The sequence below is a fragment of the Pseudomonas sp. S06B 330 genome (assembly GCF_002845275.2).
GTDB lineage: Bacteria > Pseudomonadota > Gammaproteobacteria > Pseudomonadales > Pseudomonadaceae > Aquipseudomonas.
Genome location: NZ_CP088149.1, coordinates 4,667,205 through 4,680,821 on the forward strand (window position 1 = coordinate 4,667,205; position 13,617 = coordinate 4,680,821).

Sequence of the window (13,617 nt, forward strand, 5' to 3'; positions counted from 1 at the left end):
TCGTATTGCCAAGAACACCATGCCGGCAGCTTGCCCAAAAAGAGCCAAAGCCGCGGCGATGAAGGGCGAATACGATACACCTGCATTTGCGAAAGATTAAGTGAAGTCTTGTTTTAGCTCCTGCGCATGATGTCGCACCTGCCAGCGCAGATAGCGAACGAGCGCAGTATTAGTTACCACCTTTACGCCAACCGCCTGCCTCATCCTGCCCGCTCGCCCATCATTGCGAGACACCTCATGCCCCTTAACGCCCAGCAAAGCAGCGACCTTCAAAGCTTGAGACAGTTAGCCACTCAGGTGAGCACACATTGCCCGGACATCCGGCAGATGGCCCGCAGTATCGCCAAACAACTGCTCGCCCGGCACAACCTGTCTAGCCATGACCCTGACCAGGTCTACTTTCACCGCTTCCACTCAGCCTCAAGCAGCCCGCGCACCTTCAGCGGCTGGCAGCATTACAGCCCGCCTTACCAATCATTGACCTTGCCGCAGCTGGTCATGCACCGCTTCTCTGTCGACGACCAGAACTACAGCGACGAGCTTGCCAACTACACTGGTTTCTATAGTGCTGGGCCGGGTAAGGATGGCTACGACGAGAGCAATGAGATCCCTCTTGCGCCTAAAGAGGCGCTTGAATTTTTCTGGGAAGTCGATTTCAGCGCGGACTTCCATCAGCACCTTGAGCAATTCTGGTCAGAAGACTCAGACGCCTATCGCACCTTGGCCAAGTCCACATTCCTCAGCAAAGTCCTGGAGGTCAGCGCACAGAAAGGCAGCAGCGCCCTGGCCAAACGCGCCCGCCAGGTGGCTGAGGCCTTAACCGGTGAACGGACCTGGCCGCCGACCCTACAACAGCTACAGCAAGAGATCAGCCCAGCACAAGGGTTTCGCCTGTGCACCTTCGACGTAGGTGGCCACATCGCCAGCTCGATCTTCAGAGTGGTGATGGAGGATGGCTACCAGTTGCTCTACCTTCCTGGCGAAGTGGATGCGCTGCAACTGTTCAGCGATGCTAGAGCGCTGAATACGTGGGTATTGGCACAAACCGGCACAGCAGAAGATCGGGCACGATTCATGAGTCACTTCGCGCTCAACAGCCAAGCAGAGAATGACACCAGCGTGGGGCTCGGCCACCTACTCGACGTCCTGAAGACGCAATGGGACTGCGCGCACCCTGTAGGCCTCAATACACTGGACAGAACCCTGCAGGTAGACGCCTTCAGCTACCTTCGCGATGCAACACGCCAGCGCATGCTCGACGACGCCCACTTTGCCCTGCGCTCCAATGCAGACCTGCGCAAACAGCTGTGGATCGGCTACCTCGCAGCCTTCGCCAAAGTGTTTGGCCCCATGGCCGCTGTCGATTGGCCAGTGGCCTTGGCGGTGGTGGGAGCGGGCCTGGCCGAGACCGGCCTGAACATCGACCAGGCCATCAATGGTCATACTACCGCCGAGCGCCAGGCAGGTGTCACGGGGGCCATACTGGCCGGGGTCAACACCCTGTTCAACGTGGCCCTGTTGTACGCGAGTGGCGTGAATGCCGCCGGAGAAATCGCTGAGGCCACTGAAATCGGTGAAGCCACTACCGGTGGCGAGAACCCGTTCGAACCAAGCGAAGAAAGCCAACCGACAGGCGAGGAGCTAGAACCGGCCACCTCGGTCGAAATAGAGGCCTGGGTCCCAAAACCGTTCCAGCCAAGCGAGCTGGCGCCGTTGCTAGAGTCATTGGAAAGCAACGATATTCTCAGGAACGTTCCTGACAGCGGTCGCTTCACCGGCATTCTTTTTCAAGACGGGAAGCAATACGCAATGGTCGGCGAGGACACCTATCAGGTGCGCTACGTGAGGGAGTTAAAGACATGGGTCATTATTGACCCGGATAACCCCTACTCGTTTGCCCGCAATGTTCCCATCGTTGCGGACGGCGACGGTAACTGGCAGTTCACCGAACGTCTGGGGCTCAGGGGCGGGACCCCCCGATTTCTGCTCAAGGCCTGGGGCAGGCTGGCCCCAAGGCCAGCCATACCCGCATTAGAGCCTAGCCCCTATGAAGTCCCGCAAGCCGAGCGCGAGCCCTTGCAGAGCGCAGCGGACGGCAAAGAAGACAGGGCACTGAGCGACCCCTATAACGGTTCCCCCTACTCACTGTATCGGCAGTTACGCGACCAACTGGCCACTGACGCACAGCAGTTTTACGCTGCTGTCGTGCCACCTGCTCGCCCAGTGATCCCGGAAATTTCCAGCACCGCCAGCCCCAAAGAAATTCTGCGCAGCCTCTATGAACAAAGCGCAGGCCTGGTGATCGGCGAATCACACACCCAAAAAAGCGCCAAGCAGTTCTTGATAAGCACGATGCGCCAGCTCAAAAAACAGGGCGTTGATGTGCTCTACATGGAACATTTCATGACGGACTTCCATCAAGCCGATCTGGATCTGTTCAATCGAACCGGGACCCTACCCGATGGGCTCAAAGCCTATGTCGAAAATTATGATTACATCGCCACGCTTGGCGAACAGACACCCTACACCATGAAGAAAGTGCTGCATGAGGCATACAAGCAAAACGTACGCATACAAGCTATCGATTGCCTGGCCTCATACCGCCAGGCCTGGTACGAAAAGCCCTCACCCACCATCCGCCAGGAAATGATGAACTTCTTTGCTCAGCGGATTATTGAGGCCGATAAAGTGCGACGCGGCGCAGGGCGATGGGTTGCGTTGGTCGGCAACTCTCACGTCAATACCTTTAACCGCGTACCAGGTTTGAGTGAGTTGCAAGGCGCCATCGGCCTGCGGATTGAAGATATCGAAATTGGCCAAGCTGGCAGCATTGGCGCCGACTCCGGCTTCTGGGACGAAGTGGACGGTGAGCACTTCTTCGTCAGGAACGACCTGCTCCTGCAAGTGGCGATCTCCCGCCCTTGGATGTAGAGAGGTGCCCCTGAGCACAACGCAGATACAACCAGGGCGCCCGTAGGCGCCCTGGTTGTTCAACTCACTCCCACTCGATAGTGGCAGGCGGCTTGCTCGACACGTCGTAGGTGACGCGAGAGATGCCCTCGATCTCATTGATGATACGGCCGCTGACCGTCTCCAGCAGCTCGTAAGGCAGGTGTGCCCAACGTGCAGTCATGAAGTCGATGGTTTCTACCGCACGCAGGGCCACGACCCAAGCGTAACGACGGCCGTCACCGACCACACCGACCGATTTCACTGGCTGGAATACTACGAACGCCTGGCTGACCTTGTGGTACCAGTCGGCCTTGCGCAGCTCTTCGATGAAGATGTGGTCAGCGCGACGCAGCAGGTCGGCGTACTCTTTCTTCACTTCACCCAGGATGCGCACACCCAGGCCCGGGCCCGGGAACGGGTGACGGTAGACCATGTCGTACGGCAGGCCCAGTTCCAGACCGAGGCGACGAACTTCGTCCTTGAACAGCTCGCGCAGCGGTTCGACCAGCTTGAGATTCATCTCTTCCGGCAGGCCACCGACGTTATGGTGCGACTTGATCACGTGAGCTTTGCCGCTCTTGGCGCCAGCCGACTCGATCACGTCAGGGTAGATGGTGCCCTGAGCCAGGTACTTGATGTTGTGCAGCTTGTTCGACTCGGCATCGAACACGTCGATGAAAGTACGACCGATGATCTTGCGCTTCTTCTCAGGATCCGACTCACCCGCCAGGTTGTTCAGGAACTGCTCTTCGGCGTTGGCGCGGATCACTTTGACGCCCATGTTCTCGGCGAACATGGCCATCACTTGCTCGCCTTCGTGCAGGCGCAGCAGGCCGTTGTCGACGAAGACGCAGGTCAGTTGGTCGCCGATGGCCTTGTGCAGCAGGGCTGCAACCACCGAGGAGTCAACACCGCCGGACAGGCCGAGCAGGACGTTATCGCTACCGACCTGGGCGCGGATCTGGGCGATGGCGTCTTCAGCGATGTGCGACGGGGTCCACAGCGCTTCGCAGCCGCAGATGTCGAGGATGAAGCGCGAGAGGATGCGACCGCCCTGCTTGGTGTGGGTCACTTCCGGGTGGAACTGCACGCCGTAGTAGCCACGGGTGTCGTCGGCCATGCCGGCGATCGGGCAGCTCGGGGTACTGGCCAGGATATGGAAGTCTTGTGGAATGCGGGTGACCTTGTCACCGTGGCTCATCCACACATCCAGACCCAGTACGCCGTCAGCATCGACGTGGTCTTCGATGCCATCGAGCAGACGGCTCTTGCCGACTACGTCAACGCGGGCGTAACCGAACTCGCGCAGCTCGGAGCCTTCAACCTTGCCGCCCAGTTGCTCGGCCATGGTCTGCATGCCGTAGCAGATACCGAATACCGGTACGCCCAGGTCCCAGACGGCCTGTGGTGCACGCGGGCTATCGGCTTCGTGAACGGACTCAGGGCCGCCGGCCAGGATGATGCCGCGCGGCGCGAATTCGCGAATCGCTTCGTCGTCCATGTCGAACGGGTGCAGTTCGCAGTACACGCCGATTTCGCGTACGCGGCGGGCGATCAGCTGGGTGTACTGGGAACCGAAGTCGAGGATCAGGATTCGGTGAGCGTGAATGTCGAGGGCCATGACTCAATCTCGTCAGTGGAAATCGGAAACGACGCGGGGCTGTCGATAACAGCCCCGCTAGCAAGTGTTGCCAGAAGCATCAACCTACGCGGTAGTTTGGCGCTTCTTTGGTGATCTGTACGTCATGCACGTGGGACTCGGCCATGCCGGCACCGGTGATACGCACGAACTCAGGCTTGGTGCGCATCTCTTCGATGTTGGCGCTGCCGGTGTAACCCATCGAGGAACGCAGGCCACCCATCAGCTGGTGGATGATCGCGGTCAGGGTGCCCTTGTACGGCACACGACCTTCGATGCCTTCCGGTACCAGCTTCTCGGCACCGGCCGAGGAGTCCTGGAAGTAGCGGTCCGAGGAGCCCTGGGCCTGGGACATGGCGCCCAGCGAGCCCATGCCACGGTAAGCCTTGTAGGAACGCCCCTGGAACAGTTCGATCTCGCCCGGTGCTTCTTCAGTACCGGCAAACATCGAACCCATCATCACTGCCGAGGCACCGGCAACGATAGCTTTGGACAGGTCACCGGAGAAGCGGATGCCACCGTCGGCGATCAACGGAATACCAGTGCCTTCGAGGGCAGCGGCAACATTGGCGATGGCGCTGATCTGTGGCACGCCGACACCGGCGACGATACGGGTGGTGCAGATCGAGCCAGGGCCGATACCGACCTTGACGGCATCAGCGCCTGCTTCGGCCAGGGCCTTGGCAGCAGCGCCGGTGGCGATGTTGCCACCGATGACCTGAACCTGCGGGAAGTTCTCTTTGACCCAGCGAACGCGATCAATCACGCCTTTGGAGTGACCGTGGGCGGTGTCGACCACCACCACGTCAACGCCAGCAGCAACCAGTGCGGAAACGCGATCAGCGGTGTCTTTGCCGGTACCGACTGCGGCGCCAACGCGCAGACGACCCTGGTCGTCCTTGCTGGCCAACGGGTAGGCTTTGGCCTTCTCGATGTCGTTGACGGTCATCATGCCTTTGAGGGCAAATTTGTCGTCGACGATCAGCACGCGCTCGATGCGGTGTTTGTGCAGCAGTTCGCGCGCTTCGTTCTTGTCGGCGCCTTCCATGACCGTGACCAGACGCTCTTTAGGCGTCATCACTTCACGGACAGAGGCATCCAGACGGCTTTCGAAGCGGATGTCACGGGAAGTGACGATGCCGACCAGGTCGCCATTGTGCAGCACCGGAACACCGGAGATGTTGTTTTGCTGGGTCAGCTCGAGCAGATCACGGACCGTGGCGTCAGCCTCGATGGTGATCGGATCCTTGACCACGCCGGCCTCGAATTTCTTGACCTTGCGCACTTCGGCAGCTTGCTGCTCGATGGTCATGTTCTTGTGGATGATGCCGATGCCGCCTTCCTGAGCCATGGCAATGGCCAGGCGGGCTTCGGTCACGGTATCCATGGCAGCGGAAACCAACGGAATATTCAGCTCGATGCCACGGGTCAAACGGGTCTTGAGACTGACTTCATTGGGTAGCACCTCTGAATAACCAGGTACTAGGAGAATGTCGTCGAAGGTCAGGGCTTCTTGGCTGATACGCAGCATCGCGGGGGCTCCCGGGCGGGAAAAATGGAAGCGCGCCATTATACTCATCCAGAGCCCTTCACTCAATGCAAAGATGGGCCTTCGGTCAGTTACCGGCGCGGGTAACCTGCACCACAGCCACCGGCTGATCCAGCCAGTCGGCGAAGTCGTCGAGAAAACGCTGCTTGAAACCCGCAGCACCCCAGTTGTTGAAGATGAAACCCAGGTTGGAAAACGCGCACGGTTGCAAGAACAGAAAGCCATTGATGTCGTCTTCATGACCGCACAACGGGCATATAAAGTTGTCAGTCTGCCCGGGCATCCACTCCTCCAAGCTTTCAAACAGTGCCACACCCACTTCACGACGGCATTCGGCGCAGCCCGCTTCTTCAAGAAAATCCTCGAGCGGGGTATAGATGCAACGCTTGGTAATCACTTCCAGGCCGTTGACCGACTGACCGTACGGCAACAACTCAGGTCGTTCCACAACCTTGCGCGCACCTTCGCCTATGGCATAGGCCATGCGGTTGCCGGTGCTGCCGCAGGTGCTCAATTGTTCCTCGATGACTTTCTCGCGCACCAGCCAGCGCAGGATCGCCCGCGCGCGCGGCTCATGCACAGGAACGGTGGAGATCTTCGGGACAATGATGCTCTGGGTAATCATGACGGCAGCCAAACATGCTCAAAACTGCCAGTTTACCTCACTCAGGTAGCGGCCGATCAGGGCAATGCCACTGGCCAGGACCAGCCAGGTAACCAGACGTACAAACGCCTCTCTGGACATGTTCAGGGTCAGGCGCCGCCCCAGGTACAAGCCCACTACCATCATTGGCAACAGACACAGCGCCAGTAACAACAACGGTAAGTCGGCATAGACACCGGCCAGCAGGAACAAGCTCAGGCGTACGACGGTACTGCAACTGATCAATGCACTCTGGGTGGCCCGTGCCTGCTCCTTGGAGGGCAGGCGGGCGCTGAGGTAAATCGCATAAAGAAAGCCACCACTGCCGAACAACGCGCCAAACAGCCCGCCCACCGTGCCCATCGGTACCGACCAGCCAGCGCCCAAGCGGGCGGGTTTGTCCTTCACCACCAAGCTGTACAGGGCATAGGCACTAATAAAAAGGCCCATCAACAGCAGGAGCAGATCAGACTTGAGGTTGAGCAGGAACACCACGCCCAGGGTGCATCCCAGCGCCATGCACGGTAACAGCCGCAGCAGTTCTGCGCGCGCCACGGCCTTGCGTGCTGGCAGCCAGTTGCCGAAGGCAGCGACAAAATCCAGCAACACCAGCAAGGGGATGATCCGAGACAGGGGCATGAAGTTGATCAGCACCGGCCCGGCCACCAACGCGGTGCCGAAGCCCGCGATGCCGAAGACGATATAAGCCACACCAACCCCAAGCAGAATCGGCAACCAGTCGAGGGCGGAAAAGGGCAATTCGGCAAACAAGGTCGAGAGCATGGCGAATGAAGACCGTCAGCGGGAGGATGTAGAAACTTTAACCAGTCACCAGCCATGCCGACTAATATGCAATTTCGCTAACAGTCATCTCAAAACGGCATAGCACCGATGACCTCTATCCGACAGTTGCGCTACTTCGTGGAAATCGCCGAAAGCGGCAGCTTCAGCGCTGCCGCCGAACAGTTACATATCGCTCAGTCCGCCTTGAGTCGACAGATCAAGGAGCTGGAACAGCACCTCGATACCCTGTTGTTCGAACGGACTGCTCGCCAGCCGCGCCTGAGCGCTGCGGGCCAGGCCTTTCTGCCACGGGCGCGAACCTTGCTGGTCGACCTGGAAAAAGCCGAATCCCTGGCCCGGGAAGTCGGCCAGGGGGTACGCGGCAATCTGCGCCTCAATCATTCCAGCACCGTGCCATTGACCGGCCAACTGCTGATGCGACTCAGTGGATACCTGCACGAGCATCCGGGCGTTTCCATGGAGATCGCTCAGCAGTCGTCCGAGGCGCAGCTTGAAGCACTGGCACACGGGCGCCTGGAAGTCGGCCTGTTGCGCTTGCCGGTGCTGCGTCAACATGAGGGGCTTTGTGTTCTGCCGCTGTTCGAAGAGCCCTTGTTGCTGGCGGTCGCCGAAGATCATCCATTGGCCAGAGAATCCAGCGTTTGTTTGGCCCAGTTGCGTGACGAACCTTTTATTTCCATTCCCCATCGCCAGCGTGGCGGTTTGAGTTACCTGTCCGCCGAGCTGTGCATGAGGGCTGGGTTCTTTCCCAAGGCGGCGCGGGTGATGTCACGCAAAACCACGCAGTTGCAGCTGATTCAGGCTGGCTTTGGGGTCGCATTGTTGCCGCAGTGCATGCAGGACATTGCCCCCGCGTCGCTTAAGTTCATCGCTTTGGCTGATGAGGGCTGTAGCAGTACCGTCGCTTTGGCCTATCGCCGGGATGCCGGGCCTTTGGTGGAGACGTTCATCACTGACATGAGGGCTGCTGCGCAGCTCATCGCCGGCCTGGCCGGCTCCCACCGGTAATGCATGTGCCGCATGCTTGTGGTGAGCCTTGCCACCCCGGCACCACAATCCTTTATGATGCAGCCCATGATCAAAGACCCCTTCGAAAGACTCGGTCTGGACCGCGAAGTCCTCACCGTCAGCCAGCTCAACGGCCGCGCCCGGGTGCTGCTCGAAGACGTGTTCCGCAATGTCTGGGTCGAAGGCGAGATCTCCAACCTCGCCCGCCCAGCCTCCGGCCATGTCTATTTCACCCTCAAGGACAGCGGCGCCCAAGTGCGTTGTGCGCTGTTTCGCCAGAACGCCGTACGCGTGCGTCAGGCCCTGCGTGATGGCCTGGCAGTCAAAGTGCGTGGCAAGGTCTCGCTGTTCGAAGGTCGCGGCGATTATCAACTGATCCTCGACACCGTCGAACCGGCTGGCGACGGTGCCCTGCGCCTGGCGTTCGAAGCGCTCAAGGAAAAGCTCGGCGCCGAAGGCCTGTTCAGCGCCGAAGGCAAGATCGCCCTACCCGCCCACCCGCAACGCATCGGTATTATCAGCTCGCCCACTGGTGCGGTGATCCGCGACATCATCAGTGTGTTCCGCCGCCGCGCGCCGCAGGTCGAACTGACGCTGATCCCTACTGCCGTTCAGGGTCGCGAAGCGATCAATCAGATCGTCCGCGCCCTGCAACTGGCCGACAGCCGCGGATTTGACGCACTGATCCTGGCCCGTGGCGGTGGCTCACTGGAAGACCTCTGGTGCTTTAACGAAGAAGCCGTAGCCCGCGCCATCGCCGCGTGCGTCACCCCGATCGTCAGCGCCGTCGGCCATGAAACCGACGTTTCGATCAGTGACTTTGTCGCTGACGTGCGCGCGCCAACGCCGTCTGCCGCTGCCGAACTGCTGGCCCCGGACAGCAGCGACTTGCAGCGACGCATTGACAGTCTCAAGCGCCGCCTGCTGCTGCGCATCCAGAGCCGCCTGAGCCATGACCGCCTGCGCCTGGACAGCCTGACCCGACGTCTGCGTCACCCTGGCGAACGTCTGCGCCAACAGGCCCAGCGCCTCGACGACCTCGACATGCGCCTGCGCCGGGCGTTCGAACAACGCCTGAATCAGCGCCGTGAGCGCCTCGCCCGTCTCGACACGCGCCTGGCCGCGCAACATCCGGGACGTACCCTGACTCTGCTCAAGCAGCGCCTGGACAGCCTGGCCGAACGTTTGCCACGGGCCATGCGCGAAACCCTCAAAGACCGTCGCCAACGCCTGCTGGCGCAAGTGCAGACCCTGCACGTAGTCAGCCCGCTAGCGACCTTGGGACGCGGCTACAGCATCCTCCTCGACGAGCGCGGCCACGCTATCCGCAGTGCCGCCCAGACGCAGAACGGCCAGCGCCTGACCGCCCGCCTGGGCGAAGGCGAGCTGCAAGTACGCGTCGAAGACAACCACCTGACTCCGGTCACGCTTTCATTACTGGACTGAACCATGCCCCGTCTGTTTGCCCCGTTGTTGCTGCTGTGCCTGATGTTTGCCAGCAGCGCCCAGGCCAGCTACATCACCCGCCAACTGAACAAGCCAGTCCCTGGCGGTGTCGCCGTCATCGATCTCGGCCCCGCTGCCCAGGCACCGAGCGCGCGCTTTGACGGCAAGCCGGTGCTGGTGGTCAAGGAACAGGACAACTGGTTGGCCATCGTTGGCCTGCCGTTGACGCAGAAGCCTGGCCAGGCGCAACTCACTCAAGGCACGCGCACGTTGACCTTCAACGTCGGCAGCAAGAAATACCCAGAGCAGCGCATCACCTTGAAGAACAAGCGCCAGGTCAACCCCAACCCGGCGGATCTCAAGCGTATCGATGCCGAGCTTGCCGAGCAGATTAGCGCTTACCGCAGCTTCAGCCCCAACCTGCCGAGCAACCTGATCCTCGACAAACCGGTCAGCGGCCCGCTGTCGAGCAAGTTCGGCGTGCGCCGCTTCTTCAATGGCGAAGAGCGCAACCCCCATGCTGGCCTGGATTTCGCCGTACCTGCCGGCACCCCGATCAAGACGCCGGCCAATGGCAAAGTGATTCTGGTGGGCAACTACTTCTTCAATGGCAACACCGTGTTCGTCGACCATGGCCAGGGCTTTATCAGCATGTTCTGCCACATGTCGAAAATCGACGTCAAACCAGGCCAGCAACTCAGCCGTGGCGCTGTGGTTGGCCGGGTCGGTGCCACCGGCCGCGCAACCGGGCCGCACATGCACTGGAACGTCAGCCTTAACGATGCGCGGGTCGATCCGGCGATTTTCATCGGTGCTTTCCAGCCCTAAAAGACCTCAGAGGGCAACTGCCGGAGTCAATACCTGAGACTTACTGGCCGCAGTGGCAGTTGCGGCCCACGGGTTCAGGCTCATTCGGCAGTTTTCTGCCCCGCCCCATGGCCTGCAAACATTGCCAACCTGATGATCCCTACCTTATCGCTGTCGGGTGAAGTACTCAGCGTTTACCTGGTACTCGTGGAAGGTCTGGTCGACGCTGTTCCACACATACAGCCAGCCATCACGCAGCTGACGCAGGGTGTAGCTGCGGGTCTGCAGCGGGGGCTGTTTGCTCGACCAGCCGGCGGGAAGCGGATTCGGTCCTTGGCTACTGCCTTTGCTTAGCGGTGATTCGTCCAGCGCATAACGCACCGGGAAAATCGCCACCTCGGCCTGTCTGAAGGCGCATTGGCCCCTGCCCATCGGGGCGTTGGTGAATTCCTGGTAGAGCCGGGCCTGGTTCAGTTCGGCTTCTGTCGCGGGCTTGTTCATCACACGTCCTTGTTCACGTCGAGGTGCAGGCAAGCGTTGTCCATGTGCTGGATACGCAGCGCTGGTGCCCAAAGCGTGCTTGAGCCAAGGACAACACCCGGAAACGCTACCAAGCGCGACAAATAATTGATGTCAGACGCTTCCGAAAATACATCCGTATTTGCAGACTGTTGGTTGATGAGTCACAAAAAGTTCGTAAGGCGCGCCCGCTCCCACCACGAAGCTGGTGTTGCAAATGCACCGAATTTCCCAAGCGACGTGCATTACGCAAATATATCGGGACCACCGGCAAATTAGCGCTATAAAATTTCGAACAATTCCTATTTTTAAGCATTTCTATCAATTTTTCCGCAAGGCTTGCCATCTTTAACCCCACTGGTTAAGTTGAAGCCATGAAAACCTTTCAGACCCTCATCCTGCTTCGTCAACATCGCAGCCTCTGCCTGGTCAGTGCACGACTACCAAGCTGAATCGCGACGCCTCGCCTTTTCATCTCGTTTTCGTTCGGCAGGCCACCTTTCCAGGCCGCACATTCAAGGATTGCTTTCATGACCATGCTCAAAGACCCTTCGAAAAAATACAGTGCCTTCGCTACCGTCAACTTGCCTGACCGTACCTGGCCATCGAAGACCATCACCCAGGCGCCAATCTGGTGCAGTTCTGACCTGCGTGATGGCAACCAGTCGTTGATCGAGCCAATGGATGCAGGGAAAAAGCTGCGTTTCTGGAAGACCCTGGTCAGCGTTGGTGTGAAAGAAATCGAAGCCTCCTTCCCCTCGGCTTCGCAAACCGATTTCGATTTCGTCCGCACCCTGATCGAAGACGGCCACATTCCTGACGACACCACCATCCAGGTGCTGACCCAGGCCCGTGAAGACTTGATCGCCCGTACTTTCGAGTCCCTGCGCGGCGCGAAAAAGGCCATCGTCCACCTGTACAACGCCACCAGCCCGTCGTTTCGCCGCATTGTCTTCAACCAGGACAAGCAAGGCGTAAAAGACATCGCGGTGAACGCCGCCAAGCTGTTCGTCAAATACGCCGCTCAGCAGCCAGAAACCCAGTGGACGTTCCAGTACTCACCTGAAACCTTCAGCGCCACTGAACTGGAGTTCGCCAAAGAAGTCTGTGACGCGGTGATCGAGGTGTGGAACCCGACCCCGGACAACAAAATCATCCTCAACCTGCCGGCCACCGTCGAGGTGTCGACGCCGAACATCTACGCCGACCAGATTGAATGGTTCGGGCGCAATATTTCGCGCCGTGACAGCGTGATTATCAGCCTGCACACCCACAACGATCGTGGCACTGGCGTGGCCGCCACCGAGCTGGGCCTGATGGCCGGCGCCGACCGCGTCGAAGGCTGCCTGTTCGGCAACGGCGAGCGTACCGGTAACGTCGACTTGGTCACCCTGGCGCTGAACCTCTACACCCAGGGCGTTAACCCTGAGTTGGACTTCTCCGACATCGATGGCGTGCGCAAGGTAGTTGAGGAGTGCAACCAGATTCCGGTACACCCACGTCACCCGTACGTTGGCGACCTGGTTCACACTGCCTTCTCCGGCTCGCACCAGGACGCTATCCGCAAGGGCTTCACCCAGCAGAAAGAAGATGCCAAGTGGGAAGTGCCATACCTGCCGATCGACCCGGCCGACATTGGCCGCAGCTACGAGGCGGTGATCCGCGTCAACAGCCAGTCGGGCAAAGGCGGTATCACCTACCTGCTCGAACAGGAATACGGCATCAGCTTGCCGCGCCGCATGCAGATCGAGTTCAGCCAGGTGGTACAAGGTGAAACCGACCGTTTGGGCCTGGAGATGACTGCCCAGCAGATCTACAACCTGTTGCACCGCGAGTACTTGCAGGCCAACGCCCCGTACGCGCTGGTCAGCCATCGCCTGCAGGAAGAGAACGGCAACAGCAAGGTTGAAGTGGAAGTCTCCAGCGAAGGCGAGACCACCCTGCACTGGCGGGGCAAGGGCAATGGCGCCCTCGAAGCCCTGGTGGCCGGCCTGCCGGTTGCCGTGGAGATCATGGACTACAACGAGCACGCCATCGGCGCTGGCACCAACGCCAAAGCGGCGGCCTACATCGAGCTGCGTGTTGCCGGTGGTCGTCCGGTGCATGGTGTGGGTATCGATGAAAACATCACCACCGCCAGCTTCAAGGCGCTGTTCAGTGCGCTGAACCGCTCCTTGAGCCAGCAGGCAGCCAAAGCGGCCTGAAACGTAGGTTGATCACGCTGTAACTGAAATGCCCGCCTCCCAACGG

Annotated in this window: 10 protein-coding genes; 5 read left to right on the top strand and 5 right to left on the bottom strand. The window is 59.8% G+C overall.

The features are described from left to right. The first annotated feature begins 237 nt into the window (after window positions 1-237). Entirely contained in the window at window positions 238-2,931 is a 2,694-nt protein-coding gene (locus tag CX511_RS20915) for a dermonecrotic toxin domain-containing protein (RefSeq protein WP_331275182.1), read from the top strand. Between the two features lie 64 nt (window positions 2,932-2,995). Here the strand turns inward: CX511_RS20915 and guaA are convergent, their stop codons facing one another. From guaA to CX511_RS20935, 4 genes are all read right to left on the bottom strand, one after another. Beyond that, window positions 2,996-4,573, bottom strand: a complete 1,578-nt coding sequence (gene guaA, locus CX511_RS20920; RefSeq protein ID WP_045189477.1) for a glutamine-hydrolyzing GMP synthase — start codon at window positions 4,571-4,573, stop codon at window positions 2,996-2,998. Between the two features lie 79 nt (window positions 4,574-4,652). Continuing rightward, window positions 4,653-6,122: an IMP dehydrogenase gene (guaB, locus tag CX511_RS20925; RefSeq protein ID WP_045189476.1), complete on the bottom strand. Its 1,470-nt coding sequence runs from the start codon at window positions 6,120-6,122 to the stop codon at window positions 4,653-4,655. Window positions 6,123-6,207: 85 nt separating this feature from the next. Further along, entirely contained in the window at window positions 6,208-6,765 is a 558-nt protein-coding gene (locus tag CX511_RS20930) for a hypothetical protein (RefSeq protein ID WP_045189475.1), read from the bottom strand. Between the two features lie 18 nt (window positions 6,766-6,783). Then, on the bottom strand, window positions 6,784-7,566 hold the full coding sequence (locus CX511_RS20935) for a sulfite exporter TauE/SafE family protein (RefSeq protein ID WP_045189474.1): 783 nt from the start codon (window positions 7,564-7,566) through the stop codon (window positions 6,784-6,786). 108 nt (window positions 7,567-7,674) lie between these two features. Between CX511_RS20935 and CX511_RS20940 the strand changes: the two genes are divergently transcribed. The 3 genes from CX511_RS20940 to CX511_RS20950 all read left to right on the top strand — a co-directional run bounded on the left by CX511_RS20940 (window position 7,675) and on the right by CX511_RS20950 (window position 10,869). Beyond that, on the top strand, window positions 7,675-8,595 hold the full coding sequence (locus CX511_RS20940) for a LysR substrate-binding domain-containing protein (RefSeq protein ID WP_045189473.1): 921 nt from the start codon (window positions 7,675-7,677) through the stop codon (window positions 8,593-8,595). A gap of 66 nt (window positions 8,596-8,661) precedes the next feature. Beyond that, complete coding sequence (gene xseA, locus CX511_RS20945) at window positions 8,662-10,041, top strand: exodeoxyribonuclease VII large subunit (protein WP_101292082.1); 1,380 nt, start codon at window positions 8,662-8,664, stop codon at window positions 10,039-10,041. A gap of 3 nt (window positions 10,042-10,044) precedes the next feature. Further along, window positions 10,045-10,869, top strand: coding sequence for a M23 family metallopeptidase (locus CX511_RS20950; RefSeq protein ID WP_045189472.1), 825 nt, complete (start codon window positions 10,045-10,047; stop codon window positions 10,867-10,869). Window positions 10,870-11,013: 144 nt separating this feature from the next. Here CX511_RS20950 and CX511_RS20955 read toward each other — a convergent pair whose 3' ends face one another. Then, window positions 11,014-11,349: a toxin VasX gene (locus CX511_RS20955; protein ID WP_220639159.1), complete on the bottom strand. Its 336-nt coding sequence runs from the start codon at window positions 11,347-11,349 to the stop codon at window positions 11,014-11,016. 548 nt (window positions 11,350-11,897) lie between these two features. On the opposite strand from CX511_RS20955, the gene leuA reads away from it, so the two are divergent. Further along, a complete protein-coding gene (gene leuA, locus CX511_RS20960) occupies window positions 11,898-13,571 on the top strand; it encodes a 2-isopropylmalate synthase (RefSeq protein ID WP_101292153.1) in 1,674 nt (557 codons plus the stop codon). Window positions 13,572-13,617: the final 46 nt, after the last annotated feature.

What these genes read in the sequence shown, in the direction of transcription:
- guaA (WP_045189477.1), bottom strand. Translation starts at nt 4,573, where the DNA reads ATGGCCCTCGACATTCACGCTCACCGAATCCTGATCCTCGACTTCGGT.
- xseA (WP_101292082.1), top strand. Translation starts at nt 8,662, where the DNA reads ATGATCAAAGACCCCTTCGAAAGACTCGGTCTGGACCGCGAAGTCCTC.
- guaB (WP_045189476.1), bottom strand. Translation starts at nt 6,122, where the DNA reads ATGCTGCGTATCAGCCAAGAAGCCCTGACCTTCGACGACATTCTCCTA.
- CX511_RS20930 (WP_045189475.1), bottom strand. Translation starts at nt 6,765, where the DNA reads ATGATTACCCAGAGCATCATTGTCCCGAAGATCTCCACCGTTCCTGTG.
- CX511_RS20955 (WP_220639159.1), bottom strand. Translation starts at nt 11,349, where the DNA reads ATGAACAAGCCCGCGACAGAAGCCGAACTGAACCAGGCCCGGCTCTAC.
- CX511_RS20950 (WP_045189472.1), top strand. Translation starts at nt 10,045, where the DNA reads ATGCCCCGTCTGTTTGCCCCGTTGTTGCTGCTGTGCCTGATGTTTGCC.
- CX511_RS20940 (WP_045189473.1), top strand. Translation starts at nt 7,675, where the DNA reads ATGACCTCTATCCGACAGTTGCGCTACTTCGTGGAAATCGCCGAAAGC.
- leuA (WP_101292153.1), top strand. Translation starts at nt 11,898, where the DNA reads ATGACCATGCTCAAAGACCCTTCGAAAAAATACAGTGCCTTCGCTACC.
- CX511_RS20915 (WP_331275182.1), top strand. Translation starts at nt 238, where the DNA reads ATGCCCCTTAACGCCCAGCAAAGCAGCGACCTTCAAAGCTTGAGACAG.
- CX511_RS20935 (WP_045189474.1), bottom strand. Translation starts at nt 7,566, where the DNA reads ATGCTCTCGACCTTGTTTGCCGAATTGCCCTTTTCCGCCCTCGACTGG.